The sequence below is a fragment of the Legionella fallonii LLAP-10 genome, from assembly GCF_000953135.1.
Classification (GTDB): Bacteria; Pseudomonadota; Gammaproteobacteria; order Legionellales; family Legionellaceae; genus Legionella; species Legionella fallonii.
In genome coordinates this window covers 723,670-748,112 of sequence record NZ_LN614827.1, presented here as the reverse complement: position 1 = coordinate 748,112, position 24,443 = coordinate 723,670, and the positions used below count along the sequence as shown (strand labels likewise).

The window sequence follows — 24,443 nt, the reverse complement described above, 5'->3', positions numbered from 1 at the left end:
TAAATTGAAGCAATTATGTATTCAGCTATCTTAAATTTTTTATAGAAGGATCCTCGACAGGAAGAGAATCTATGTCTTTCTCAAATGTATTTAAACTTTGTTCTGATTGCGTTTTCAATGAGAAGACCCCCAACGCCATTAGGGGTAAAGAAACCGGAAGAGTCAATATTACAATAAAAAAAGCAGCGATAATTTTTTTTAATTCCCTATGTTGCTCTAAAACAGGACGCGCTTCTCTGGCCGCCTTAAGACAGGTATATTTGAATTGAGATTTTTTTTCTGCCTCTGTTGGAATTTCCTTAAAAAGGAATTCTGCTTTTGCGACAGTCAATGCATTAATTAATGACTTAACCTCCTGTATCGCTGACGGATAATTATCATTATGTTGTGCCTTAATTCTCATTTGGGAAAGTTTAGATTGAAATAAGTCTATATGCTTATCAATATCCACAAAGCTCTTTAATTTGCCTTGAGCAACAAGATACTCCTCTTTTTTACCCGTTTTCTCCAACAAAGTCTCTAAGAGAGTGGGATGCTCGCACATCGCATAAATCAAGACGTTATCGTAAACGCCGTTGTTGATTCTACTTAACAAGGATTTTTGCTCCTCGGGACTTAAAAGCACTGCCTTTAACAGCAGTTTGTCTATTACTCTTTGATGCCTGCCTTGTACCGCTAGATCCAGAGCGTTTTCACCGTACATATTTTTAAGAGTTATATCGGCATCCAGCGACAGCAAGGAGTCAACTATCTGGGCATGTCCATTTCTTGCAGCAATGTGAAGAGCGGTGTTATTTCGATAATCTAACGCATTAACATTCGCTTTGTTCTCTAACAAAAAGCCTGCGAGAAGCCCATGTCCCATGCGAGCAGCGTAATGTAACGCTGTATTTTTTTCCCTATCCATCTCTCCATTAAGGCTAGCCCCCCACTCCAATAAGGTGCGAGCCGCCTCAATACTCCCTACTCGAGCAGCGCAGAGAAGTGCTGTACTATTATCAAAATCAACTGTTCGAAGAATATTGTTGATGATTTCACAATCGTTATGTTCTTTCGCTTTAGCAACTAAGGCCTCAAAACTCTGTGGATATTTTCTTGCTGCATAAAATAATACGTTGGGATAAGGGTAATGGGTAAACTCGCTTTCTTGGAGAGTTTGCAACAGCATTTCCTGCTGTGACGGAATTAAAGTAATCGCCTTAAGAAGAATTTTGGGAACTAACTCAGGATGATGTTTTATAGCAAGACCAAGAACATTCTCATAAAATGAATTTCGGAGCATAATATTAGCATCACACTCCAATAAGACATTTACAACAGCAGCGTTACCCTGAGTAATGGCATAGTGAAGTGCTGTATTATTTATACGGCCAGGAGCATCTAATTGAGCTCCCTTTTGCAATAATAATTGAACAACATTCACATGACCGTTATTGGCTGCCCAGTGCAATGCTCTATTAGATGATACGTCTTCCGCCTCTATATCAACACCAAGCGTTAATAATGGAGCAATCGCTTCATTAGCGCCTTCTTTTGCGGCTGTAATCACAGGGGTATCACCAGACCTTAATCTTGCTTTAGCAATCTGTTCCCTTGCCTCAGCATCTAACAAATCTAGATACTCAGGTAATGCATGAGGCTCATGATCCAAAGCATACATTAATACACTTTTATCAGCCCTATGTTGGAATAGCTCCTCTTGTCGCTCTTTAGCTAATGCAAAAATTTGACTAAGCACCTTAGGTTGCTTCACATTGGTTATTGGATGTTTCAATGGATCTTTTACATTATCTAGCTCATCAATAACTCCTTTTTGTAATACAGTAATTCGCTCTTTAAGTCCTATCAGCTCATAGTTTGCGGCTTCCATCTGGTCAATGATGGGATCAATATCGTCGGCAATGAGTTCGATACAGAATTGTACATTTTGGTACTCGGCATCTGTAGGCCGCATTAAATTTCCAAGGATATCCTTCAATCCACGATATTGCTGGCAATACCATGCTTTTTTTTCTTCAGAAAAGGTGTCCCAATACTGGGCAAATTCAGCTATCCCTTCATTGGCAATAGCCGCGGCGTTTAATTCTTCACCACGGGCATGAGCCCCCCCAGCCCTTAACGCGTTAACTAATTTAGTCAAATGAGATCCAAAACCCAAGTCATGAAACCTTTTTTTATTGAATTCTTGAATTGCATTATAATATTCTTCGACTTTAAGAGAGCTCCCAACAACTCTCCCCAACTCAGTTGGTGTTAACTTAGGGAAAACATAATGTTCCGAAGCAATATGAAGAACCTCTCCTAGATCGGACTCCACAACACGTCGCAAACAGCCAACTATAGGAATAAATAACTCTTCATTATCTGACAAGACAAATTGATTTAATTGCAATTGATGAATATTTTCACCGTAAACTGTTTGATGCGCCCGCAAACTAGGCATAATGACAAAATAGGGTCCCTCTCCTTTAGCTAAATGGTCATAATCATCTTTTTGTTGCGGTAGCGGTGAAATAGATTGAGCTAATTCTAAACATAATTGATTAATGGGATTAAATGGTTGTTCAGTATAAGAAGCGATCGAACCGCGTATTCTCTCCCACCGCTTAGCTAACACAATACTTAAATTGGCACTCAAAGCCTCCGAGGAAGAGGTTACAAAGCACGTTTCTATCTCATCCAGGGTTAATTGATTTTCAAACTTAACCAAGGCTTCCGTATCATTACTCGTTTTTAATTCATTTAAAGAACGCTGCAACACCTTGACCTTATTAATAAAAGCATGACCCATGGCTGTTGAGAAAGACATAACTTCTCCAAGCAAATACAAAGAGCATCATGTCTAATTTTATAACATAATTGTTAATGCGCCATTCATTTTGTCATAAAGTATAAAATTTTTTTGCCTCAGCAATTTACCTGCTTAATATTACGGTAATCTTCATTCAGTATACTGAGTTCATTGTCATTCAATGAGGAGAGTGAAATTGATAAAGAAAACTATTCTTGCTCTAAGCCTTTTCATCTATGCCATCAATTCGTATAGTTATAAGTTTGATACTATAGTCTCTTTTGGGGATAGTCTGTCAGATAATGGTAATTTATATACTTATATGGCTCACTTTATTCCTAAATCACCGCCGTATTATCATGGACGCTTTAGTAATGGTCCTGTGTGGGTAGAAAACCTATACCAATCTTATTTCCCTAATGGTTCAAGTGATAATTTTCAAGACTTTGCCGTCGGCGGTGCCGGAGCGGTTTTATCTTACAAAGAAAATTTACCCTACACCCTAAGTTCTGAAGTGGATGATTATCTGTATCTGCATAACTATACCAATAAAGACACAAGTCTTTATGTAGTATGGATAGGAGCGAACAATTATCTTAATGGCCCTACTAACGTAGACGCAATAACCAGTTCTGTCGTCGATGCTATTGGTACTAATGTTGAGTCGCTTATTAGTAATGGTGCCGTGATGATACTCATGGTTAATATTCCTGATCTAGGAAAAACACCAAGTGCAGCCCAGAACAATACTCAAGCTTTATTAACTGAGCTAGCCAATAAACATAACGAAAAATTATTAGCTAAGTACAATGAATTAAAAGAACGATATCCGAATGTCAACATCGCTTATTTTGATGTCTATTCCTTATTTAATCAATTAATCAGCGAACCAGGACAATTTAACATTACTAATGTAACGGAACCCTGTTATTCTGGAGGGTTTTCATTAAGAGCTGTAGCGAATAATCCAGAGGTATTGGATAATTACCTGAAAACTCAGGCGAAACAATATCACCTGACATTGGATGAACAAAAGAAACAAGCAATTCTTGCTAACCCTACCCTTAAAGAAGCATTGATAGTAAGCTATCAAGAACAAACACTCCCCAAAATGAATGCCAATTCAAACTCTTGCACTGGTTATTTATTCTGGGATCATGTACATCCAACAGCACCTATTCATCAATTAATTGCTCAATATGCTAAAACAACTCTTGATGAAGCAGGAATGCAAGCGATTACCAAGTAATTGCCTACGCCTAAAAAATCTATCTAAGTACCTTATTACTTAGATAGATTTTTTCAGATTATCTATCTCCCTTTGTACATTGTCTATTTGAGATAAGACAGTCTCTATACCATATTCTGAAGCCTCGAAAAGTAACCCAGAATAAACTGCTTTTTTTGCTAGCAAGATTTTAGGCATCGCCTCATCACTAACTGCTTTTTTTCTTTCCGACTCTATTTGCGCTTGCTTCTGCATATAGGTGCTCATCTCCTTATGAGGATTAATATATTTTAAGCCATCGCTAATCAGATTTTTAACTATAATCTGTAACATCTCATAATTCATCGCGTCTTTATAAAGTGGATCAGCTGATGCATTTTGACAACTCAATAACAATGCAAACAAGTAATTAGCAGTTAAACTAATATCACGATCCATATAGAGGGAAATTACCGTATCAACATCCCGACACAGGGTAGTAATACCTTTCAAAATATCAATGTTTTCTGGTTTACTATAATCGGCCCATCGTGTAAAGCTAGCTACTTGCTCGTGCAAAGCCTTAGAGACGTTCTCTATCCATTTGAGTTCATAAGCATCAATTTCACGTTGTTTCCCGTTGGAATCAATAGTTAATAATACTTTAGCATGGGGCCGTTTATGTACTCTGCCATCACCCTTTTCAGAGGTTACTTTATGAGTAATAGCCAACTGCTGTCCACCTGGAGCCATTTGATAACGTTCATGCACCACATATTTATTGGCAATTACATCAACAAATACTCCATAGTGTTCCATTAATTTTTTTTGTAAGCCTTTGGCAAATCCTAATCCCTCGCAAACGCTCATCACTAAAGTCAGTCGTGGCCTCACATTAGGATTCTTAAAATTTGCATCCCGCAATAATTTTCCCACGTAAGCTGCTACATCATCTAAATGATACAGTTTGGCATCCGATGTACGTCTATTAAAAACATATTTTTTTGATTCCTCACTCCCATGAGCAGAGAAATACACTTTAGTTAGATTAGTACATTGAGGAAATAACTCAGGATCATCCAAGCTCTTAAGATCACAATCATCAGGAATTTTCACTAATTCAGCAACCCTATCATGAATAGTCAGCGTATCAATAGAAGCCGTTAACAGATCTTGAGTCAAATTAATATAAACAAGTTTATCGTATTGGGAGCGCATGGAAGATAGTCATTCTAATAACCTTGAATAAAGTATAGACCTTCCCCCTTAGCAACTGGAGTCACAATGCTTTTGACCCCTTATTTAATTACTATATACTTATTACATTGGATTATTGATATAGCTTATCACAATGAGAAACCTGATATGACAACGTTCATGTTTCCTGGGCAAGGAGCTCAGAAAAAAGGTATGGGAGAGCATTTATTTAATGAATTCTCGCAAAAAACCCAACAAGCTAATGATATTTTAGGTTATTCAATTCAGGAATTATGTCTCGCTGATCCTCAAGAACAATTAGGTAATACCCAATATACACAACCAGCCTTATATGTCATTGAAGCATTGTCTTTTCTTAACCACATTAATTCTACTCCTCCTCCAACTTACTGTATTGGCCATAGTTTGGGTGAGTACAGTGCCTTATTTGCCGCGGGAGTCTTTGATTTTGAAACAGGGCTTAGACTTATCAAAAAACGAGGAGAACTCATGGCTCAGAGTACAGGAGGGAGTATGCTAGCAGTAGTGGGTTTACCCCTTGAACGTTTAGCTGAGTTACTTAAACTACATCACCTTGAGTCCATAGATTATGCCAATTTAAACTCTCCAAAACAAACGGTTTTATCTGGGCCTTCAGCTGATATTGCCAAAGCCAAAGAAATATTATCTACTGAAGCAAAAATGTGTGTTACTTTACCAGTTAGCGGCGCATTTCATTCCCGTTATATGCAGGATGCAGCCCATGAGTTTGGCCAGTTTATAAAACAGTTTGAATTCAAAGCACCTGACATTACTGTAATAGCCAATGCCACCGTGCAACCTTATAATGCAGAAAATATAAAAGAAAATCTAATCAGGCAAATTGACCAATCAGTCAGATGGTCGGAGACTATTAATTATCTGCATCAACAGGGAGAAACGGAATTTATTGAAATAGGTCCGGGTAACGTACTCACTCGGCTATTAACTTATTTTTGAATACGTAGACGCCTATCTATTAAGTAATCATAGTGAGACTGAGTAATAACACATTATCTGATTGGTTAGTAAATGAATGAAGATATTGATGTAAATACCCCACATCCAAAATGGCTGATTTAGATAACTGTTTCGCCATCCCAATAAAGGCACGATTTTGCTCCAATAAATAAGGTGAAGTCCAGCTAGGATGATTAAGATTAAAAAAGATTTCATCAAAAAATGAAAAGGAATAACCGCTCCACTGTTGCAAAGGAACCCTAAACCATAAACGCTGGCGCAAACGAAAGGCAATTTGCGATCGGGGGGTATGATTTCGCTCTTCCAAACGCGTCCGGCTGTTCAAGGTTAAATTAGAGTTATTCAATATTCGCCAATTTAATTGCTGCCATAATCGCTTTTCCGTAGACGAGGTATTGTTTATTGGATTTTTTATTTCAATCCAACCAGGTCCTATAAATAGCATAAGATCTGGATTAAATTGATAACCTAATCCTCCTAAGAAAAGGAACTGATTAAACACCGATCTTGTATCAATCAAACGCAGCTGCGGTTCCAAATAATACTTAAAAGAAGAGCCCTCGGATAAAGGAGCAATAATATTCGCCACAGACCAGTCTTTAGTATAGGTCCTTGTTGCGTTGACGGGGTATATCACCAAACTAAGAAAAAAACTGGTTATTACTTTTATCCAAAAAAAACATTTTACTTTGGGCATATGAAGACACTCTTAACCTAGTAGAGTTTCCAAAAAAGTCTAATATCAATCTTATACACCATACAGGTTTTATCGTTACTTTAAAAGTCTCTATGAAATATAGTCTACTCTATTCATATAGGCTTATATTTTTTAGTTTCTCGGGCAAATAGCCCACCTACAGGACTCGCACAAAACTCAGAGGTCGCTTTTTAGTATAAGTCCTGACCTATACTAAAAGAGCAAACCAATGATACATTTAATTGTAGTGTTCAAGATATTTTTAAGCTTCAACCGTTGCATTTAACAAACCGTTAAACAGATTCTCTCACTAATTAAGGATATAGCTTATGAAAGAAGGACAAAGTCAACCGCATAATGAACAACAAACAAAAGCGGAACCAACGTCAGATTGGACTATCCGTCCTATCCCACCTTATATGCCAGGAGCGTTGCCTTATTTGTATAATCGACACTTGTTTTTTTCAGAAAGACAATCAGCTAGCAATTCATCTCAACCCACAAACCAAGCATCATGTCCATGCATCTTATTTTAAAATCGACTCGTCATTATCTCCTCAATGTCACGGTTATCCACATTGAGGAGACGACTTTACTTTCCTACTAACTATAATCTGTAGCAACCCCTGGATACCGCGGTCTAGGCCGCGGTAATTCGGTATCAAATAATCACTTGTAGTGCGGGCTAGAGACACTGTCATTACGTTATGATATTTCGAATTCCCCCAGCATCTACCAAGGGTAGCCATGATGTGGCTCCCGTTATGGATACCGCGATCTAGGCCGCGGTAATTCGGTATCAAATAATCACTTGTAGTGCGGGCTAGAGACACTGTCATTACGCTATGATATTTCGAATTCCCCCAGCATCTGCCAAGGGTAGCCATGATGTGGCTCCCGTTATGGATACCGCGGTCTAGGCCGCGGTAATGCGGCATCAAATAATCCCTTGCAGTGCGGGCTAGAGACACTATCATTACGTTATGATATTTCGAATTCCCCCAGCATCTACCAAGGAAGCCATGATATGGCTCCAGTTATGGATACCGCAGTCTAGGCCGCGGTAATGCGGTATCAAATAATCCCTTGCAGTGCGGGCTAGAGACACTACCATTACGTTATGATATTTCGAATTCCCCCAGCATCTGCCAAGGGTAGCCATGATGTGGCTCCCGTTATGGATACCGCGGTCTAGGCCGCGGTAATGCGGCATCAAATAATCCCTTGCAGTGCGGGCTAGAGACACTGCCATTACGTTATGATATTTCGAATTCCCTCAGCATCTACCAAGGAAGCCATGATATGGCTCCAGTTATGGATACCGCAGTCTAGGCCGCGGTAATGCGGTATCAAATAATCCCTTGCAGTGCAAGCAGGGACTCTGTCATTAAGTTACGATATTTCGAATTCCCCCACCATCTGCCATGATGTGGCTCCCGTTATGGATACCGCGGTCTAGGCCGCGGTAATGCGGCATCAAATAATCCCTTATGGAAAGGGGATACGAAGTGGAATAATATTTTGACGGCACGAAAAGTCCCCTCGCCCGCGCTAGGCGTTTTGTTTGAAAATCGATAATAACTCGCGGGAGAGGGCTAGGGAGAGGGATTTGATAGATCTTTATTTCTTAACCTGTCAGCGATGACTCAGCGAGCATAGGTTAATGTCATTACCAGGGCTATTACGTTATAACACCCAAAAAAAGTACCTTTAGGCACATCAAACTATAATTGTTACTTTCTGCACCATGTTTATATCGTTTTTCTTACTAAAGAGTCTGTAAAAATCGATGACTCTGTATTATAATGTTTCACTTTTATCACTGTTTGATACAAGTTGTTATAAACAGAGCAGAAAATTAGTGAGGTTGGTATGGGCTTCCCAAAATATTATGTAACTTACTGCGTTATGGATACTGATGCTGGAGCCAATCCGTTTGGTCATGCCAGTTTGATTTTCTCCCAGCAAGAAACAGAGACATCTCCTATCAAGGTATTAAATGGTATTGGATTTTATAGCCAACCCAGTAGTACTACCAACCCATTTGTAGCAGGAGTAAAAAAGCTCATCAGTTTAAATGTTGATTTACAAGACGGCCATGGTGTTTTAGAAAACGAGGATATGAGGTATCTTGATGGCGATGGACTACACGGCCTTAGCTTTGAGATCAACCAAGAGCAATTCAACGCCCTCAGAAATAATTACCAACAAATGATGAAGACTGAGCGCGAAGTGATAGAAGAGCTCAATGCAGAATTAATGAGTCAAGGCATAGAGCCTAACGGACACACCCGCTACGTTGCTGAAAAAGCAAAAGCAGCAGCAGAAGGAAGAATACCTCGTTTAAAACCTTTTCATATCACGATGAAATTAACTATGAGTGGGTTTGACAGCAGTGATTCCTATACCTGTAAAGATTATGCTCTCGAATTATTATCACAACATAAAATAATTCCCACAACAGTTAAAGATCAACTGATTAGCAACAAGGCCACCACAGCATTTCCAGTCTTTTCTTCATTGTACCTACCACCTATACGTCTCATTAGTACAGGAGCTCCAGGTGAAATAATTACCTCAAAAACGACAGGGCAAGTTTTTTATAATCATGTATGGGAAAAGAATTCTTTATATTGGGCAACCCCCATACATACCCCAGAAGAACAAATATCCGGCGAAGACGCTAATTATTTCCAACTCAAAAATTTATTTAATCGTATTCGTGAAAAGGAAAATGCATTACGTCAAAAAATCAGTGCAATCGAAAATAAACCAGAACCTGATCAAGAACATTTAAGGAAATTTAACGTACAACTACAACGTGTACAAAATCTTGTATTTCTTTTTAACAACAGTTATGAAAACCAAATCGCTGAACTCTTTACAGATAGACTCTCCATAGCAGATAAGGTTCTTGAGACAGCGACCCAGCACCTGAATGAAGATGAAGCAAATTACTCCTTCTTACTTAAGGCTTACAACGGTGTTTCATTATACGACTCAATAGTTGGCCTACTTGCTATTGCTATTACAACGACAATATCAATTTTGATCACTCCTGTAGCATTCGGCTTGGTCGCTATAAATTCATTGTATGCGGCACATCAGTTTTTTGAGCGCTATAATAAAGCAGAAACAAATCCGGCTGTACTTAATGATAAAGTGGAGCAATACCTTCTTGAAGGGCCTGAACCAGAAGGGTCAATAGCACATACATTAAGCTAGGTTGTGTATTTTGAGCCATAGCCATTAAATTACGATATTTCGAATCCCCACAACATCGACCGCATGGTCCATGATGTGGCTCCAGTTATGGATACCGCGGTCTAGGCCGCGGTAATTCGGCATCAAATAATCCCTTGCCGTGCAGGCAGGGACTCTGTCATTAAGTTACGATATTTCGAATCCCCACAACATCGACCGCATGGTCCATGATGTGGCTCCAGTTATGGATACCGCGGTCTAAGCCGCGGTAATTCGGCATCAAATAATCCCTTGCCGTGCAGGCAGGGACTCTGTCATTAAGTTACGATATTTCGAATCCCCACAACATCGACCGCATGGTCCATGATGTGGCTCCAGTTATGGATACCGCGGTCTAGGCCGCGGTAATTCGGCATCAAATAATCCCTTGCCGTGCAGGCAGGGACTCTGTCATTAAGTTACGATATTTCGAATCCCCACAACATCGACCGCATGGTCCATGATGTGGCTCCAGTTATGGATACCGCGGTCTAAGCCGCGGTAATTCGGCATCAAATAATCCCTTGCCGTGCAGGCAGGGACTCTGTCATTAAGTTACGATATTTCGAATCCCCACAACATCGACCACATAGTCCATGATGTGGCTCCAGTTATGGATACCGCGGTCTAGGCCGAGGTAATTCGGCATCAAATAATCCCGTGCAGTGCAGGCAGGGACTCTGTCGTTAAGTTATGATATTTCGAATCCCCACAACATCGACCACATAGCCCACGATGTGGCTCCAGTTATGGATACCGCAGTCTAGGCCGCGGTCATTCGGCATCAAATAATCCCTTATGGAGAGGGGATACAAAGTGGAATAATATTTTGACGGCACGAAAAGTCCCCTCGCCCGCGCTAGGCATTTTGTTTGAAAATCGATAATAACTCGCGGGAGAGGGCTAGGGAGAGGGCATTAGATAGCTCTTTCTTCCTTAACATAGCCGGAGCTGGATAAAAAAAAGTAACCTCGTGCTTATTATAAAACATATTTAAAACACATGAATTTGGAATAGCTTGAAATCGTTCGATGGTTGCTAAATCAATCTTACCTTGCAATTTAATGGTGAAAATCATCTGCTTTATTTCCTTACCTGACTCTATCCATTTCATAATAAGGTCATAGGCTCGCTCAGGATAACAGGCTACATCAGACAATACCCAATCGTAATTTTGCTCTAATTTAGAAGGCTCTATGGCAAAAGCACTTTGTTTTAAATAATTAATATGCGGTAATGCGGCAATTTTAGTATCCAAAGGCGCTTTATCGACTGCAGTGACCTTGGCTCCTAATGATTGCATCACATAAGTCCACCCACCAGGTGATGCACCTAAGTCTAAAGCGGATTCACCTGGCTTAGGATATTTATTTAAAAGAAAAAGAGCTTCCCACAATTTTAAATAAGCACGATTGGGTGGATTAACTTTATCTTCTATAAAAAAACAATGGCCTTGTGGCCATTTTTTTAAACGATGCGTACTGTACAACAAAGTATTATGATCCAGAAGACTAAAGCCTCCTAGCGTTGGAATTTCTTCTTCAATAGGGAAATGGCGTATTAACGGCGGATATTTACGTAATTGCTCTTCAATTAATCGCGAGCGTCTTATCTGACTCATAGGATGTAAATACCAAAACTTCCCTGCCTTACGAAGAAGTTTAACCGCCTCAGAAATAGACTGAAAGGATACAATTTGGGGCTCAAACCAAATATCTAAAGCAAAACATACATTGGTTTTCAGCTGAGGGGAAAAAACCATAGTGTCTACAACTTGCGACACCTCCCCTAATTCGTGACACAGTTCATCAAGAAACTCTGGTTTAGTCACATAAACTGCAGCACACTTCTTTTCTATAGCCATAGATTACATCATATTAATTTTAGAATTTGTAAGCCATTATTATCTTAAACTATTATAAATGTATCAATGGATAATCGACTATTAAAGGGAGTCTCATCATGCCTAGCCCCCTTCTTCAATCAACATTAAATACTCAATTAGGTCTTAAGTGGCCACTGATCCAAGCACCTATGGCAGGAGGACCATCAACACCTGAGTTTGCTGCAGCAGCATCCAACGCAAGAGTTTTAGGTTCATTAGGCCTAGCTTACTTACCGCCCGCCGAAGTTGAAAAAACTATCAAGCGTACGCAAACGTTGACTCAACGCCCCTTCGCTGTGAATTTGTTTGCTCCGGCCATTATGCCAGTCCTAAACAAGAAAAAAATTGATGCTGCACTTGCTGCGACTCGTCTTTATAGAAAAGAGCTTGTTCTTCCTGATCCGCTAGTACACCCCCCTTTTAATGAGTCTTTTGAGGAGCAAATCGTTGCGGTTATAAAATGTAAGCCGGCTGTTTTTAGTTTTACTTTTGGTCTTGTTGATAAAAATATTATTAAAGAATGCCATCAACACCACATCATTACTATAGGAACAGCAACCAGTGTGGAAGAAGGCATGGCCCTAGAAGAATCGGGGGTTGATGCTGTTGTTGCCCAGGGAGCCGAGGCTGGTGGACATAGCGCTATGTTCTTAACAAAGCACCCCAATCAACTCCTCGGAACATTGGCATTGACTCGCATGATGGCTCTTGCCCTACGCATACCAGTAATTGCATCTGGAGGTATTATGGACGGACAAGGTATAGCCGCAGCCCTCACTCTAGGTGCCCAGGCAGTACAATTAGGAACCGCATTTCTATTATGTGATGAAGCAGGAACCTCCCCTGCCTATAGAGAAACACTAGATCATGCCCAAGGTAATCAAACTCGATTCACACGAGCCTTTTCAGGACGATGGGCACGAGGAATTAAAAATCGTTTTATGGAAGAAATGGAGCGACGAGAAAACGACATCCTTCCCTTCCCGGCACAAAATGCCTTTACTCGGGATATGAGAAAAAAGGCGACTGAACTCGGAAAGGCTGAATTTTTATCCCTATGGGCTGGCCAGGCAGTTAACCTCATTCGTAAAATGACAACAGAAGAGTTAGTTCAGACCTTATATGGAGAAACAGTGCATGCATTACAGGAACGATAAAGACAGTTCAACGTGAGATTACCCAAGTAACTTTAATCACACCCAACTCAAAGATAGAGTTGTACCGCCTATTTCCTTATTGTAGGATGTTTATTAAATGACAGGAGTGTTCAATTTAATGTTAAGGAAATCCTATGGCTGCCCAAGAACCCATTGTTACAAAAAACATTCTTTTTGATAGAGTTATCGATAAAGTGAATCAACCCGTAATGGATCTTGAAGGAATAGAAGCCTTTTTGTTAGAAGAACTAAGAGCAATTGCAGCAGTTTTTTCTTAAATTAAAAGAGATTGATTTACTGTTGCCCGATATTTTGGAGCATATAATCCCTTTATTAAATCATTTAGACACTTTAGATACTTTTTTTTTCTATCTATTATGAAGAATTACACAACTCCGACTCACGCAGCGAAATGCTTAAATACTTACACCACTTTTGCCTCATGATACACCCTACCGAGAGCAGTTATGATGATTTTATCCCAAAGAACACCCCATTACACCAGGCGATTCTTGAACAGGATGGCAGGAAACTCGAACTCACTCTGTCTACTTTTGTCACACCTCAACTGCTCACTTATGCTTCGTGTAAAAATACAGCCCTGCTATTAGCATGCAAAGTAGCTGATAAAAAAGCCTTAAAGACCAGGAGTGGAAAAATTTGTGACTATTTTTACCATCACCAATTGACTCTCCGTGATTTTCGAATAATCGGGTCATTATTGAGGATCAGTTCAAATTAACGAATAGTGCACTAACCGATATATGCTTTCACATGGATAAAATGGCCTTAAATTTAAGATTGGCCATGCCTCAGGATATCAAATATTTATACGAAAATACTGAACTAGCTCAATACCGGGCTGCCAATAGATTTCAACTGTTTTTTAAAACATATCGTTCTCATCTAGTGAACTGGTTAGAACAATTAAAAAACTCCGACGAACTATGTGAACCGGTGCTTCATCTCTAGATCATAACCTCATCAGCAAGCTATCTTTGTAACAAACTTGTTACAATTATAAAACAGTCTGTTATATTGTTGTTACATTCCTTATTTAGACTATACGTAGAAAAATAATTTAAAAGAGGATGTGACATTATGATGACTAAAAAATTACTGCTATGTGGTATGTTAACTATCACCACTTTATGCCCCACCTCATCCTTCGCTTATTATCATTCGCACCCAACACCACAGCCGCGCTTTAAATACCATCACCATCATTCAAATCCATGGAGAAATGGCAGACTACACCATCACCGGCGCTCTCATGGCAGTTATATTGAAGTGCAACCAAGAAATCCTATACCCCAAATACATCATCATTATTGATGAAGAAACGGGGTAATTTCCCCTCTCCTTCAATGGAGAGCAAAATTAAGTGTAATAAGACTTCGATGGCACGAAAAGTACCTCACCGACTGAAGAAATTTTGATTAGAAAGAAGTCTATTGTTTAACTAATAGATAATTTAAATATGACAACGGCCAAATTTTTAATGAAAAGAAGTTGACTCTCTATTTGGGTCATCCTCACGATCTTCCTTGGAGTCTATTTCCTCTATGTCAGTATGAAGCTGATGCATTGCATTTTTATAAAAAAGAAAATTGCTATGAGTAACATCAGCCCATTCATAACCGGATTTAAGTGCTTGCCCTATAGTTTCAAATAAACTAGCACCATGTCTCTCATTCCATGCAGCTTTAATTCCATAAGTAAATCCATGGATGTAATTCGAAAGAGTTTGTATCGAGTTTGATAAAACTGATTTTGTAAAATATGAATTTAACTCTTTTTTATAAGTATTTAAGGTACTAAGTTTTTCTTCGCTAGACATATCAGGATTTTCTGCAAAGGCTTTTACCATCTTATTAGTACTCACAAGAATTTTTTCCAAGTGCTTCGGCATCATTGTCTGACCATCATTTTCCATAAGCATCGATTTTCTATATTCTGTGTAAATAGAGCTATAAAGAGATGAATCATTAATATCATCTTCAGATCCTAAAGATTGAATAAACTTATTTAGGTTCTCATTAGGTATTTCTTTATCACGATTTAATTCTTGTAGTTTTTTTACACTATCACTTAACTCCTTAAGCAATGGATGCGCTTTAATTACATCATGGAGAGGGGCTACTTCATTCGGCAGCAAGGGATCATCTAGATTTACTCCCGTTGTTTTTTTAACTAATCCGCCTCCTTGAGCTTGATGCATTAATTTATCTCTAAAAGAATCAAACCCCAATTCTTTTAAATCATTATCAGTTAAATTATAGTTAGACTTTAATAATTGACTCAGATCATTTATTGATTGAGTTAACTCCTTAACATCTAAATGCTCATCAACACTACTTAAACGCAATCCTACTCCTAATAATGCCTGATGTAGTTCTGGTTTTAAACGATCTTTACTTATAAAAACATCTTGTCCCAACCGTTCAATTAACTTATCTTCAAATTTTAGAAACTCTCTATTTAGCGCATTCCTATAACTATCCTGACGCACTTGTACCATGATACCTTCGTGTATCTCCCGGAAATAAGTAACTTTACTTCCAGTTTCTTGATGTTTATATACTGAGTCTGGTAGTTTTAATCCCATGTGTAATAATGCATCATATTCTCTACGAAGTGTCATAACCCCTCTTTCTCTTATATTATCAAAATCGATTACAACGTTTCTTAGCCGTCCGGTAACCCTGGAAACCACCCCTTTTTTTTCAATATAAGCATGCATCCTACCAGCAAAACTACTCTCTCCATCAGGCCCACCTCGACCAGAATTGCACATTTCACAATGAATTTTTAATGGATTTTCACCGGAGAAATTTTCTTTTTTTATGCCTGCCAACAAAAAATCAGCTATTTCCGTATACGATGCGCCAGGTATATAAGCATAATTAGGACTGCCATGCCCCCATACATAAATATCATCCTGTGAAGTAAGTCCTTCTAGCAATTCTCTTTCTTCTTCCGTGGGAGTCCGATGATTGCCATAAGTCATATAATCCCCTGTAGACACATCCGCGGGGTAAATTATATGAGCCTCAATGTCATCACCACTACCAGGATTTTCTCGTTCCGCTCTAAATCTTTTTCGAGAAATAAAAGCTTGAATTTCTCGTTCCTCTGATGAATCACAACACAAAAAAATTAATTTTTTGTTTTCTCTTCTTATTTCTTTGCCCATCACAATCTTCCACAACAATGAACATTTACAGTACAATAATACTCTAAATTTAATCTACCTGCAAAAATACATTACAATTTATTGAAATTAACGATACGGAAGTTAAAAGCATCATCAAAGATCAAGTCGATTATCTGAGATTCAAATTAGATAAAAAAATACAGCTCTCTCCTGAGGAATCCAAAGAATTGGAATTACAGCCCAATTTAGTAGCGCCCTCCAAAACTCGCAGACAACAATTTATAGAGCGCTCCCATGCTCAAAAAGCGAACCTAAATAACGTGGATAGAGAGCCTAAACTAAAAACTGAATTAGAGCGAATTGTAACGGATATACATCGAATGAAAGAGGCTTATAAATCACTCGAAGGAGTGCTTAAAGGAAAACACCGAAATGACATTGATGTATTGGTTGCCAAAGTAGAACATATAATGGTAAATAGCGTTCCTAACGAAGAAAAAATAATACAACTTATTGAACTATTAAAAGAGGATTATAAAAAAGCTAAAAGTCACCATACTCCCTCCTTTCTGAATAAGGAGCGCTCCTTTTTAGAAGATGTTAATTGCTCTTCAAACTCCCATCACTACAGCAGAATGCTAGGATTAATTTTAGCTAATCTCTTTGCGGTAGCTGAATTACCCGAAAAATTAAGGCATAAAGACTTAAATATCATAACTGAAGTAAGCCACATTATTCCTTCTAGTCAAAAAGAGTATTCGACGTTTTCATTTATGTCTCAGTCCAATACCTCTGCAGAAGATAAAGATGAGAAAAACATTCAACCCCATTAATTTCCTGCATTAAGCTAAAAATGGTTTATGATTAAATTAACGTCAGTTTTGGATAAGAAATGTATACGTCTCAATTATTATTCAATATTTTCAATACATTGTTTTTTTATTATCCGAAGCTGACTTTAAATTAGACTCTGGTGTTATTGAGTCAAGGTTGTAGCCGCATAATAAACTTCATAAGGTACATGAAGATGACTTCAAAACACTATCCCCAAAAACGAGATTTTAATAAAACGCCAGAGCTCGAAGGGAAAATAAAAAATCCATTAAAAGTTCTTTATCCAGAAGATCAGATCACCAAGAAGGATCTATTTAATTACTATGACACTATCAGCGACTACATCTTACCTTATCTGTCACAGCGTCCGTTAACTTTAGTACGTTGTCCCGACCTCTATTCCCAATGTTTTTACCAGCGCCATTATAATGAATCGACTCCTAAAGCCCTGCACGCCATTCAAATTAAGCATGATGACTCAGCAGAACAATATATTTATCTAAATGATAAAGCGGGCTTATTAAGCTTAATACAAATGGGAGTGCTAGAAATTCATCCGTGGGGCAGCCGTATTCCTCATTTAGACAAGCCTGATAGGATCATTTTTGATTTAGATCCAGCTCCTCTTGTAACCTGGGAAAAGGTAGTTGCTGCTGCTTTTGATGTGAAAGAGCAATTAGAACACCATCAATTACAATCCTTCGTAAAAAGCACTGGAGGTAAGGGCTTGCATGTAGTGGTTCCAATTAAACCGGAACATGAATGGGAAAAAGTAAAGAATTTTGCTCATTATTTAGCTCAGTTCTTAGAAAAACAGAAACCTAATAACTACGTCAGCACAATAAGTAAAGAGAAACGTCAAGGCAAAATTTTCATCGATTATTTACGTAATCAATGGGCAGCAACTGCTATAGGTAATTATTCTACACGAGCACATATTCATGCGCCTGTTGCCATTCCTTTAGCATGGAATGAATTAAGCAACCGAAAAGAAGACAATTCTTATACCATTAAAACAGTGCTTAAACGACTTAGCCATTTAAAAGAAGAGCCTTGGCATGATTTTTGGCGGATAAAACAATCTCTTCCAGAATTGACTTAATTGTAAAAAATAAAATACTATTCGTTTTGTTCATAACCAACAAATCATCATGAAAAAGACGGTCGAAGTTGTTCCTTATAATCCTTTATGGCCACAGATGTTTGCAGAAGAAGCCCAACGCATCAAACAAGCACTAGGCACTAACTGTATTGAAATTCATCATATAGGCTCAACCTCTGTGCCTGGATTGAGCGCTAAACCTATTATTGATATTCTTCCTGTTGTTCATGATGTTCTAACAGTCGATCAAGCTATAAAAGCAATGGAAGCAATTGGATATTCTGCCAAAGGAGAATACGGAATTCCTTTTCGCCGTTATTTTCAAAAAGGCCATACCGATAGGACGCATAATGTTCATGTGTTTGCCAAAGGTAATTCAGAAATTGAGCGCCATCTTCTCTTTCGTGATTGGATGAAAGCTCATCAGCAAGACCGTGACGCCTATGCAACACTTAAAATAGCGTTAGCCGAACAATTTCCTAATGATATTAACGCTTATTGTTTAGGTAAGGATGAATTCATTACCAATATAGATACGAAAACTGGTTTTGATAAACTTCGTATAGTCTGCACTTTAACAGAGCGCGAATGGCAAGCCACTCGTCATTTCCGCCAGAAATATTTCTTTGATAAAGTGCCTATAGCCGATCCTTATACCTGGACATTTGATCACCCAGATCACATACATTTTGTTCTTTACCGTGGAACGCTGATAGTAGGTTATGCTCACATTCAGTTGTGGCCTGACCAAAGAGCAGCACTGAGAATTATTGTCATTGAAGACTTTCTACGTAATCAAGGGATGGGTCGTTATTTATTAAGCTTTATAGAACGATGGTTAAAAGCAACGAATATACTTAAGCTACAAATCCAATCCTCCCCGGAGGCCTATCCTTTTTACTTACACCATCAGTACGTTAAAATGGCATTCAATGATCCCGATGATCACGGCAGTGATCCACGAGACATTGAGATTGGTAAAGTTTTATGATTGCATAAGTGCCCACATTTGCAATAGCCGTCACGTTAAGGAAGAAATAGCGCTCTAAGGCCGAATTACCGCGGCATCGACCGCGGTATCCATAACTGGAGCCACTTCATGCTGAAATTATTCTACATAGAACTGATTTCTTAAATGGAACTACCATAAAATTCTTTCAGAATCCGTGCGGCGGATAAAGCAGTAACATGATTGGGATCAAGTTTGGGTATGAGCTCACTAATATCCATGCCAACATAAACAAAATGTTCTTTTAGTTTGTGAATTAAATAAATCACTTGATTTATATCCGGTCCCCCAGGATAAGGGCTTTCCACGCCAGGAGCGCATGAAGGGTTTAGGCCATCGAGATCGACTGAGAAGTAAAGATATTTTAATCCCGAAAATTGAGTAACAATTTTTTGCACCATCAAGTCCAGACACAAGTGACTAAACTCACCGCAATTATTAGCATTTGAAGTGATCGTTAAAGAGGGAACTGTTCATGCCGCAGCAGAATCACTTTTTTTAACCCAAACAGCAGTAACGCAACGTCTACGGCTTTTGGAAAAAAAGATGAATACCACCTTATTCATACGCAGTCGCACAGGAATGTTATTAACTCCGGAGGGAGAACAATTACATCGTTATTGCCAACAAGTAAGCGAAATGGGAGGAACCGTGCTTGCAAGCATTCAAGGAGCCGGGGTTGTATCCAATATACGTATAAAAATCGCTGGCCCAACCAGTATGATGCGCTCACGAGTGATTCCACATTGCCAAGCGGTAATGAACGAGCTTCCTAAATTACATTTATCCTTTTTAATTGATGATGGTTTTGATATCAGCCATCAATTGAAATCAGGAGCATTCGATGTAGCGATTCTACGTCCAGAACAAATTACTCCTGAAATGGACAGCAAACCTTTATTACCAGAACATTATTTATTAGTTTGCTCTTCAAAATGGAAGCACCGCACTCTGCTCGATATTATCTCAAATGAGAAAATAATTGATTTTGATCAAGAAGATCAGATGACTTTTTCCTATTTAAAAAAATATGATTTATTACACGCGATTCAACCTGAACGCCATTTCGTCAATAATACAGAAAGTATCGCACAATTATTTATTGCCGAACTAGGTTATGGCGTACTCTCACAAGAGTTCGCGGAGCGCTATATCCAATCAGGGGAACTACATGTTATCAATGAGAATAAAGCCTATCTTAGCCACAGCTCATTAGCGTGGTATCCCAGACCTGAACAACCCCACTATTTTGCAGCCATTCTTCATGCAATTAGATAAGCAATACTCGGTTTGAGCACCAAAGACGTAGCGTTGATGCAGCGCCAGCGTAATCAAGAATCTCCATCTACCGATTCAAATATCAAGCTAGCCCAATAAAACGAATCGATACATAAGCCCCTGAGCCAGTCGACAATGATGTCCTAGTCTTTTTATTAAAAACCGGCTACAGTAAGCGCTTTTGCAAGGGATTGATTTTGAAAAAACTCATTATTAGTGCAATATTATGCTATCTGGCCTCAAGCATAGTTACTCTCCCCTCTTGGGCTAAAGAGAACACCGCAACATGTGATCCGTATACTGATTATAACTGTTTGGATGAGTATTTAGGGAATGACTTTATCACTCGTTTCTTACGTTATTACAAATTGGAAATGGGACATGCAACAGCTCCCGCTGATCCCCATGCTCCCCCATCGCATAGACCAGGCTGGCCAGCTACGCCTCAATCCACCCCACCGATGCCATTTACCGAATGGCCTTACGGAGCAACTACATCAATAGGAGTCAGTCGACCTAACTCAGTAGATAGTCCTCTGATGGTAGGCATTGCTAATACCACTACGGGTCAATGGCTGGAAAAAAAACATATCCAGGTATACGGCTGGGTCAATGGCGGGGGAAACTTCAGTAGCAATACCGTATCGCCGGGAGGCAACGCGCCTATGGCTTACATGTATACGCCTAATACCGGGCAACTGGATCAAGCCGTGATCTACATAGAGCGTGTTCCCGATACCGTGCAGACCAGTCATATCGATTGGGGATTTCGCTTTTCAACAATTTATGGAGAAAACTACCGTTACACTACTTCGTATGGCATAGCCAGTTATCAGCTTTTGCAGGAGAATAACGTCAACGGCTATGACTTCCCTATGATGTATGGTGAATTGTACCTCCCTAATGTTGCCGAAGGTCTAGTTCTTCGTCTTGGTCGTTTTATATCTATCCCAGATATAGAAGCTCAGCTCGCCCCCAATAATTATATGTATTCGCACTCTATGACCTACAGTTTCGACAACTATACCAATGAAGGTCTAGTGGCCAGTTTAGCGGTCACGAAGAACGTTATCCTTCAACTTGGTCTGGTCGGAGGAACAGAAACGACTGTTTGGAATATAGGCAAGAAAATAAATAATCCCGATCCCAATCCATTGTATCCAGGAGCAACCTTCTTAAAAGATCCTGGCGCTCAAGCCTCAGTTCTTGCCTGCGCTCGTTTTACTTGGAATGATGGTAAAGATACCTTTTATCCTTGCATGAATGGCATTAATAACGGTGCCTGGGGTTACAATAATCTGCAATGGTATGGATTTACCTTCTATCATAAATTTAATGATCGCTGGCATATTTCTTATGAAATCTATTCCCTACACCAAAACAATGTAGCTAACATCAACAATCCCATTGCAACAGCAGCCATTGCAAACGGAGGGACGCCCTTTTCGCCACAGCATATACCGTTTAATGCGCCCAATGGCGCTCAATGCAGTAATCCATTAGCGCTTACTTGCACCGCAACAACTATTGGCACTGTAGCCTATATCAATTATCAATTCTCACCATTAGATAATATTTCATTTAGGCCTGAATTTTACGATGATCAAGTAGGGCAACGTACTGGTGTAAAAACTCGCTACCTCAATTTTGGACTAGGCTGGCAACATTGGCTCTCACCACAAATTGAGATCCGCCCTGAAGTTGACTACGATTATGCGCTGGATACCAATGCATTTAACGGAAATGCTAATGCTGGAATTTCGCCCAACAAGCGTCATACTGTATTAGGAGCTATGGATGTTATTGCACATTTCTAACTTTGTTTTCTTTTATTAGGACATATAAAATGGCTATTACAGAATCACCTGATAACACGGTCACGTTACGGGATAATGCCTATGACTACTCATTCCATACTTTAGCGGGGCATAAACCCTTACCTCTTAACTCTTTTCGTGGCAAAGTTCTACTCATAGTGAATACCGCTTCTAAATGTGGATTTACCCCCCAGTATGTTGGTTTAGAAAAACTCTATGAGCAGTATAAAGATAAAGGCCTGGTTATATTAGGGGTGCCTTCCAATGACTTCGGAGGACAAGAGCCCGGTAGTGAGGAAGAAATTACAAATTTTTGCCAAATAAACTATGGTGTTTCATTCCCAATGACCTCTAAAGAAGTCGTTTTGGGAAAAACGGCTCATCCCTTTTATCTTTGGGCCAAGAAGAAATTAGGATTTGGCAGCGCACCAAAATGGAATTTTCATAAATATTTAATCGATCAAAATGGAAAGCTCATTACTTATTTCTATTCCTTTACCTCTCCGAGCTCATCACGATTGATTAAAAGCATAGAAAAAGCGCTTGCAGAGAAGCCTTAATCCTTTCACCTCATCACCGGCCGGGCTACATATTGCCCGACCTTGTCATCCAGAGGATTGCTAGGCTTGAATTAAAACTCATTGGCATAAGCGGCCAAAGCAGCCGTGCCACCAGTATGAAAAAAGACAATCACATCACTCTTTTTAAATCGGCCTTTCATAATGTAATCAATCAATCCCGCCATTGCTTTACCTGTATAAACAGGATCTAATAAAATTCCTTCGGTTTGTGCTACCAGTTTAATAGCAGCAAGAGATTCAGGCGTCGTTTGTCCGTAGCCAATGCCAATGTAATCCTCATCAATTTCGTAAGAATCTGCTAATTGGTCTGGATTAATATTTAGCAATCTACACGTGGAATCAAGAACTTGAGATACCCGTATTTTTTCTACGGGATTTTTAACGCCTACGCTAAATCCTTGAACAGCCACATCCCAATCGTTGAGGTGTTTACCAATGACCAACCCTGATTGAGTCCCCCCGGTTCCTACAGCACAAATAAGATGGGTTGCATCAATCTGGTTGTCTTTGCATTGCTGGTAGGTTTCTTCTGCTGCAGCAACATAGCCCATTGCACCAATTTCACTAGACCCACCTAACGGAATTAAATAAGGTTTAGCCCCTTCCTTTTTTAGATCCCTATAAACCCTATCCATTTCCTCTTCGACATTGGTCTCTTTGGGCATAATATGTAACGTGGCGCCAAAAATACGATCAAGAACAATATTTCCATTATTTTTGTATAACACATCCTCTCTATAACGTGACTCATTAACCACCGCCACGCATTTTAAACCAAACTGTGCCGCAGCAGCCGCAGTCTGACGCACATGATTCGATTGCATTCCTCCCGCTGTGAGCAAAGTGTCACACTGTTGCTCTAGTGCCTGCGCAAGCAAAAACTCCAGTTTTCTTGTTTTATTACCACCAGTAGCAAGTCCAGTACAGTCATCTCTTTTCATATAAATCTGAGGACCATTTAAGTGGGCGGTTAAATTTTTTAAAAAAACGAGTGGCGTGGGGAAAAAACCTAAATTGACTCTATTAAGATGATGGTAAATGCTCATAATCCCTCATTTGTAAGTAGATTAGGGCATTTTGACTATTGGTCCAATATCGTTCTAATGCCCTCCATTGCCATTAAGTTAAGGTAAAAGTAAAAGACCTTAACATGACGATTACGGATCATTTTTACCCAATCAAGATTGTTGAGTCAAGCAAACATAGGTTGACCTCTTGGTCTAACATGAGGCTCCTGCTTAACCCAATATCTTTTGTCGGGCAATTCGACCTACTACGCTCCGTGCCCTCTCATATGTTCCTCGCCACAGCGAGTTTGAAACAAGATCTTCTTTCAGACGAATTACCGGCGAAAGCCGGTATCCATTGGATATTGAACATTTGATGGATGCCGACTTTCGTCGGCGATGCGAATAGGCCAAACTCAACACATTAGTTGCTGGCATTAATTAGAAAAGGTTCTTGCACG

20 protein-coding genes and 1 pseudogene are annotated in these 24,443 nt (G+C 39.3%); 14 read left to right on the top strand and 7 right to left on the bottom strand.

All coding sequences use genetic code 11. From position 1 onward, the window contains the following. Positions 1 to 25: 25 nt before the first annotated feature. Positions 26 to 2,809, bottom strand: coding sequence for an ankyrin repeat domain-containing protein (locus LFA_RS02945; protein WP_045094852.1), 2,784 nt, complete (start codon positions 2,807 to 2,809; stop codon positions 26 to 28). 178 nt (positions 2,810 to 2,987) lie between these two features. Between LFA_RS02945 and LFA_RS02940 the strand changes: the two genes are divergently transcribed. After that, positions 2,988 to 4,040, top strand: coding sequence for an SGNH/GDSL hydrolase family protein (locus LFA_RS02940; protein WP_172653453.1), 1,053 nt, complete (start codon positions 2,988 to 2,990; stop codon positions 4,038 to 4,040). Positions 4,041 to 4,079: 39 nt separating this feature from the next. On the opposite strand, the gene LFA_RS02935 is transcribed toward LFA_RS02940, so the two are convergent. Further along, a complete protein-coding gene (locus tag LFA_RS02935) occupies positions 4,080 to 5,216 on the bottom strand; it encodes a hypothetical protein (protein WP_045094850.1) in 1,137 nt (378 codons plus the stop codon). 66 nt (positions 5,217 to 5,282) lie between these two features. Here LFA_RS02935 and fabD point away from each other — a divergent pair, with 66 nt between their 5' ends. Beyond that, a complete protein-coding gene (gene fabD / locus LFA_RS02930; RefSeq protein WP_231865892.1) occupies positions 5,283 to 6,194 on the top strand; it encodes an ACP S-malonyltransferase in 912 nt (303 codons plus the stop codon). A gap of 19 nt (positions 6,195 to 6,213) precedes the next feature. Here fabD and LFA_RS02925 read toward each other — a convergent pair whose 3' ends face one another. After that, positions 6,214 to 6,912, bottom strand: coding sequence for a DUF2490 domain-containing protein (locus LFA_RS02925; RefSeq protein WP_045094849.1), 699 nt, complete (start codon positions 6,910 to 6,912; stop codon positions 6,214 to 6,216). A gap of 329 nt (positions 6,913 to 7,241) precedes the next feature. Here LFA_RS02925 and LFA_RS02920 point away from each other — a divergent pair, with 329 nt between their 5' ends. Further along, positions 7,242 to 7,448: a hypothetical protein gene (locus LFA_RS02920; protein WP_045094848.1), complete on the top strand. Its 207-nt coding sequence runs from the start codon at positions 7,242 to 7,244 to the stop codon at positions 7,446 to 7,448. Positions 7,449 to 8,784: 1,336 nt separating this feature from the next. Further along, positions 8,785 to 10,137, top strand: a complete 1,353-nt coding sequence (locus tag LFA_RS02915) for a hypothetical protein (RefSeq protein ID WP_045094847.1) — start codon at positions 8,785 to 8,787, stop codon at positions 10,135 to 10,137. Between the two features lie 877 nt (positions 10,138 to 11,014). Here LFA_RS02915 and LFA_RS02910 read toward each other — a convergent pair. Then, the gene (locus LFA_RS02910; protein ID WP_052673837.1) at positions 11,015 to 12,019 is read right to left on the bottom strand and encodes an SAM-dependent methyltransferase; all 1,005 of its coding nucleotides are present in this window, start codon (positions 12,017 to 12,019) and stop codon (positions 11,015 to 11,017) included. A gap of 98 nt (positions 12,020 to 12,117) precedes the next feature. Between LFA_RS02910 and LFA_RS02905 the strand changes: the two genes are divergently transcribed. The 3 genes from LFA_RS02905 (at position 12,118) to LFA_RS19720 (ending at position 14,532) form a co-directional block, all read left to right on the top strand. After that, a complete protein-coding gene (locus LFA_RS02905) occupies positions 12,118 to 13,197 on the top strand; it encodes an NAD(P)H-dependent flavin oxidoreductase (protein WP_045094846.1) in 1,080 nt (359 codons plus the stop codon). A 134-nt stretch (positions 13,198 to 13,331) separates the two neighbouring features. Next, positions 13,332 to 13,475, top strand: coding sequence for a hypothetical protein (locus LFA_RS19725; protein ID WP_157010261.1), 144 nt, complete (start codon positions 13,332 to 13,334; stop codon positions 13,473 to 13,475). A gap of 823 nt (positions 13,476 to 14,298) precedes the next feature. Then, positions 14,299 to 14,532, top strand: coding sequence for a hypothetical protein (locus tag LFA_RS19720; RefSeq protein ID WP_157010260.1), 234 nt, complete (start codon positions 14,299 to 14,301; stop codon positions 14,530 to 14,532). Between the two features lie 163 nt (positions 14,533 to 14,695). On the opposite strand, the gene LFA_RS02895 is transcribed toward LFA_RS19720, so the two are convergent. Beyond that, positions 14,696 to 16,393: a hypothetical protein gene (locus LFA_RS02895; RefSeq protein ID WP_045094845.1), complete on the bottom strand. Its 1,698-nt coding sequence runs from the start codon at positions 16,391 to 16,393 to the stop codon at positions 14,696 to 14,698. Positions 16,394 to 16,581: 188 nt separating this feature from the next. Between LFA_RS02895 and LFA_RS02890 the strand changes: the two genes are divergently transcribed. From LFA_RS02890 to LFA_RS02880, 3 genes are all read left to right on the top strand, one after another. Continuing rightward, entirely contained in the window at positions 16,582 to 17,187 is a 606-nt protein-coding gene (locus LFA_RS02890; RefSeq protein WP_045094844.1) for a hypothetical protein, read from the top strand. A 194-nt stretch (positions 17,188 to 17,381) separates the two neighbouring features. Next, entirely contained in the window at positions 17,382 to 18,290 is a 909-nt protein-coding gene (gene ligD, locus LFA_RS02885) for a non-homologous end-joining DNA ligase (RefSeq protein ID WP_045094843.1), read from the top strand. 49 nt (positions 18,291 to 18,339) lie between these two features. Further along, positions 18,340 to 19,281, top strand: coding sequence for a bifunctional GrpB family protein/GNAT family N-acetyltransferase (locus tag LFA_RS02880; RefSeq protein ID WP_045094842.1), 942 nt, complete (start codon positions 18,340 to 18,342; stop codon positions 19,279 to 19,281). Between the two features lie 140 nt (positions 19,282 to 19,421). Here the strand turns inward: LFA_RS02880 and LFA_RS02875 are convergent, their stop codons facing one another. Beyond that, positions 19,422 to 19,715 (bottom strand): arginase family protein, encoded by a 294-nt coding sequence (locus LFA_RS02875; RefSeq protein ID WP_407927628.1) that lies wholly within the window; start codon positions 19,713 to 19,715, stop codon positions 19,422 to 19,424. Positions 19,716 to 19,743: 28 nt separating this feature from the next. Here LFA_RS02875 and LFA_RS20450 point away from each other — a divergent pair. The 4 genes and pseudogenes from LFA_RS20450 to LFA_RS02860 all read left to right on the top strand — a co-directional run. Further along, a pseudogene (locus LFA_RS20450) lies at positions 19,744 to 19,893 on the top strand (LysR family transcriptional regulator); the annotation flags it as partial. Continuing rightward, entirely contained in the window at positions 19,882 to 20,577 is a 696-nt protein-coding gene (locus LFA_RS02870) for a LysR family transcriptional regulator (RefSeq protein WP_331709341.1), read from the top strand. The pseudogene LFA_RS20450 and the gene LFA_RS02870, both read left to right, overlap by 12 nt. Positions 20,578 to 20,774: 197 nt before the next feature. Continuing rightward, complete coding sequence (locus LFA_RS02865) at positions 20,775 to 22,394, top strand: outer membrane beta-barrel protein (RefSeq protein ID WP_045094839.1); 1,620 nt, start codon at positions 20,775 to 20,777, stop codon at positions 22,392 to 22,394. Between the two features lie 29 nt (positions 22,395 to 22,423). Continuing rightward, positions 22,424 to 22,954, top strand: coding sequence for a glutathione peroxidase (locus LFA_RS02860; RefSeq protein ID WP_045094838.1), 531 nt, complete (start codon positions 22,424 to 22,426; stop codon positions 22,952 to 22,954). A gap of 71 nt (positions 22,955 to 23,025) precedes the next feature. Here the strand turns inward: LFA_RS02860 and LFA_RS02855 are convergent, their stop codons facing one another. Continuing rightward, positions 23,026 to 24,021: a D-cysteine desulfhydrase family protein gene (locus tag LFA_RS02855; RefSeq protein ID WP_045094837.1), complete on the bottom strand. Its 996-nt coding sequence runs from the start codon at positions 24,019 to 24,021 to the stop codon at positions 23,026 to 23,028. Positions 24,022 to 24,443: the final 422 nt, after the last annotated feature.

Bases quoted from the DNA above. Each gene is read 5' to 3' on its own strand.
- LFA_RS02915 (WP_045094847.1), top strand. From the start codon at position 8,785: ATGGGCTTCCCAAAATATTATGTAACTTACTGCGTTATGGATACTGAT.
- LFA_RS02935 (WP_045094850.1), bottom strand. From the start codon at position 5,216: ATGCGCTCCCAATACGATAAACTTGTTTATATTAATTTGACTCAAGAT.
- LFA_RS02895 (WP_045094845.1), bottom strand. From the start codon at position 16,393: ATGGGCAAAGAAATAAGAAGAGAAAACAAAAAATTAATTTTTTTGTGT.
- LFA_RS19725 (WP_157010261.1), top strand. From the start codon at position 13,332: ATGGCTGCCCAAGAACCCATTGTTACAAAAAACATTCTTTTTGATAGA.
- LFA_RS02870 (WP_331709341.1), top strand. From the start codon at position 19,882: ATGTTATTAACTCCGGAGGGAGAACAATTACATCGTTATTGCCAACAA.
- LFA_RS02855 (WP_045094837.1), bottom strand. From the start codon at position 24,021: ATGAGCATTTACCATCATCTTAATAGAGTCAATTTAGGTTTTTTCCCC.
- LFA_RS02925 (WP_045094849.1), bottom strand. From the start codon at position 6,912: ATGCCCAAAGTAAAATGTTTTTTTTGGATAAAAGTAATAACCAGTTTT.
- LFA_RS02860 (WP_045094838.1), top strand. From the start codon at position 22,424: ATGGCTATTACAGAATCACCTGATAACACGGTCACGTTACGGGATAAT.
- LFA_RS02880 (WP_045094842.1), top strand. From the start codon at position 18,340: ATGAAAAAGACGGTCGAAGTTGTTCCTTATAATCCTTTATGGCCACAG.
- LFA_RS02920 (WP_045094848.1), top strand. From the start codon at position 7,242: ATGAAAGAAGGACAAAGTCAACCGCATAATGAACAACAAACAAAAGCG.
- LFA_RS02945 (WP_045094852.1), bottom strand. From the start codon at position 2,809: ATGTCTTTCTCAACAGCCATGGGTCATGCTTTTATTAATAAGGTCAAG.
- ligD (WP_045094843.1), top strand. From the start codon at position 17,382: ATGACTTCAAAACACTATCCCCAAAAACGAGATTTTAATAAAACGCCA.
- fabD (WP_231865892.1), top strand. From the start codon at position 5,283: ATGCTTTTGACCCCTTATTTAATTACTATATACTTATTACATTGGATT.
- LFA_RS19720 (WP_157010260.1), top strand. From the start codon at position 14,299: ATGATGACTAAAAAATTACTGCTATGTGGTATGTTAACTATCACCACT.
- LFA_RS02905 (WP_045094846.1), top strand. From the start codon at position 12,118: ATGCCTAGCCCCCTTCTTCAATCAACATTAAATACTCAATTAGGTCTT.
- LFA_RS02910 (WP_052673837.1), bottom strand. From the start codon at position 12,019: ATGGCTATAGAAAAGAAGTGTGCTGCAGTTTATGTGACTAAACCAGAG.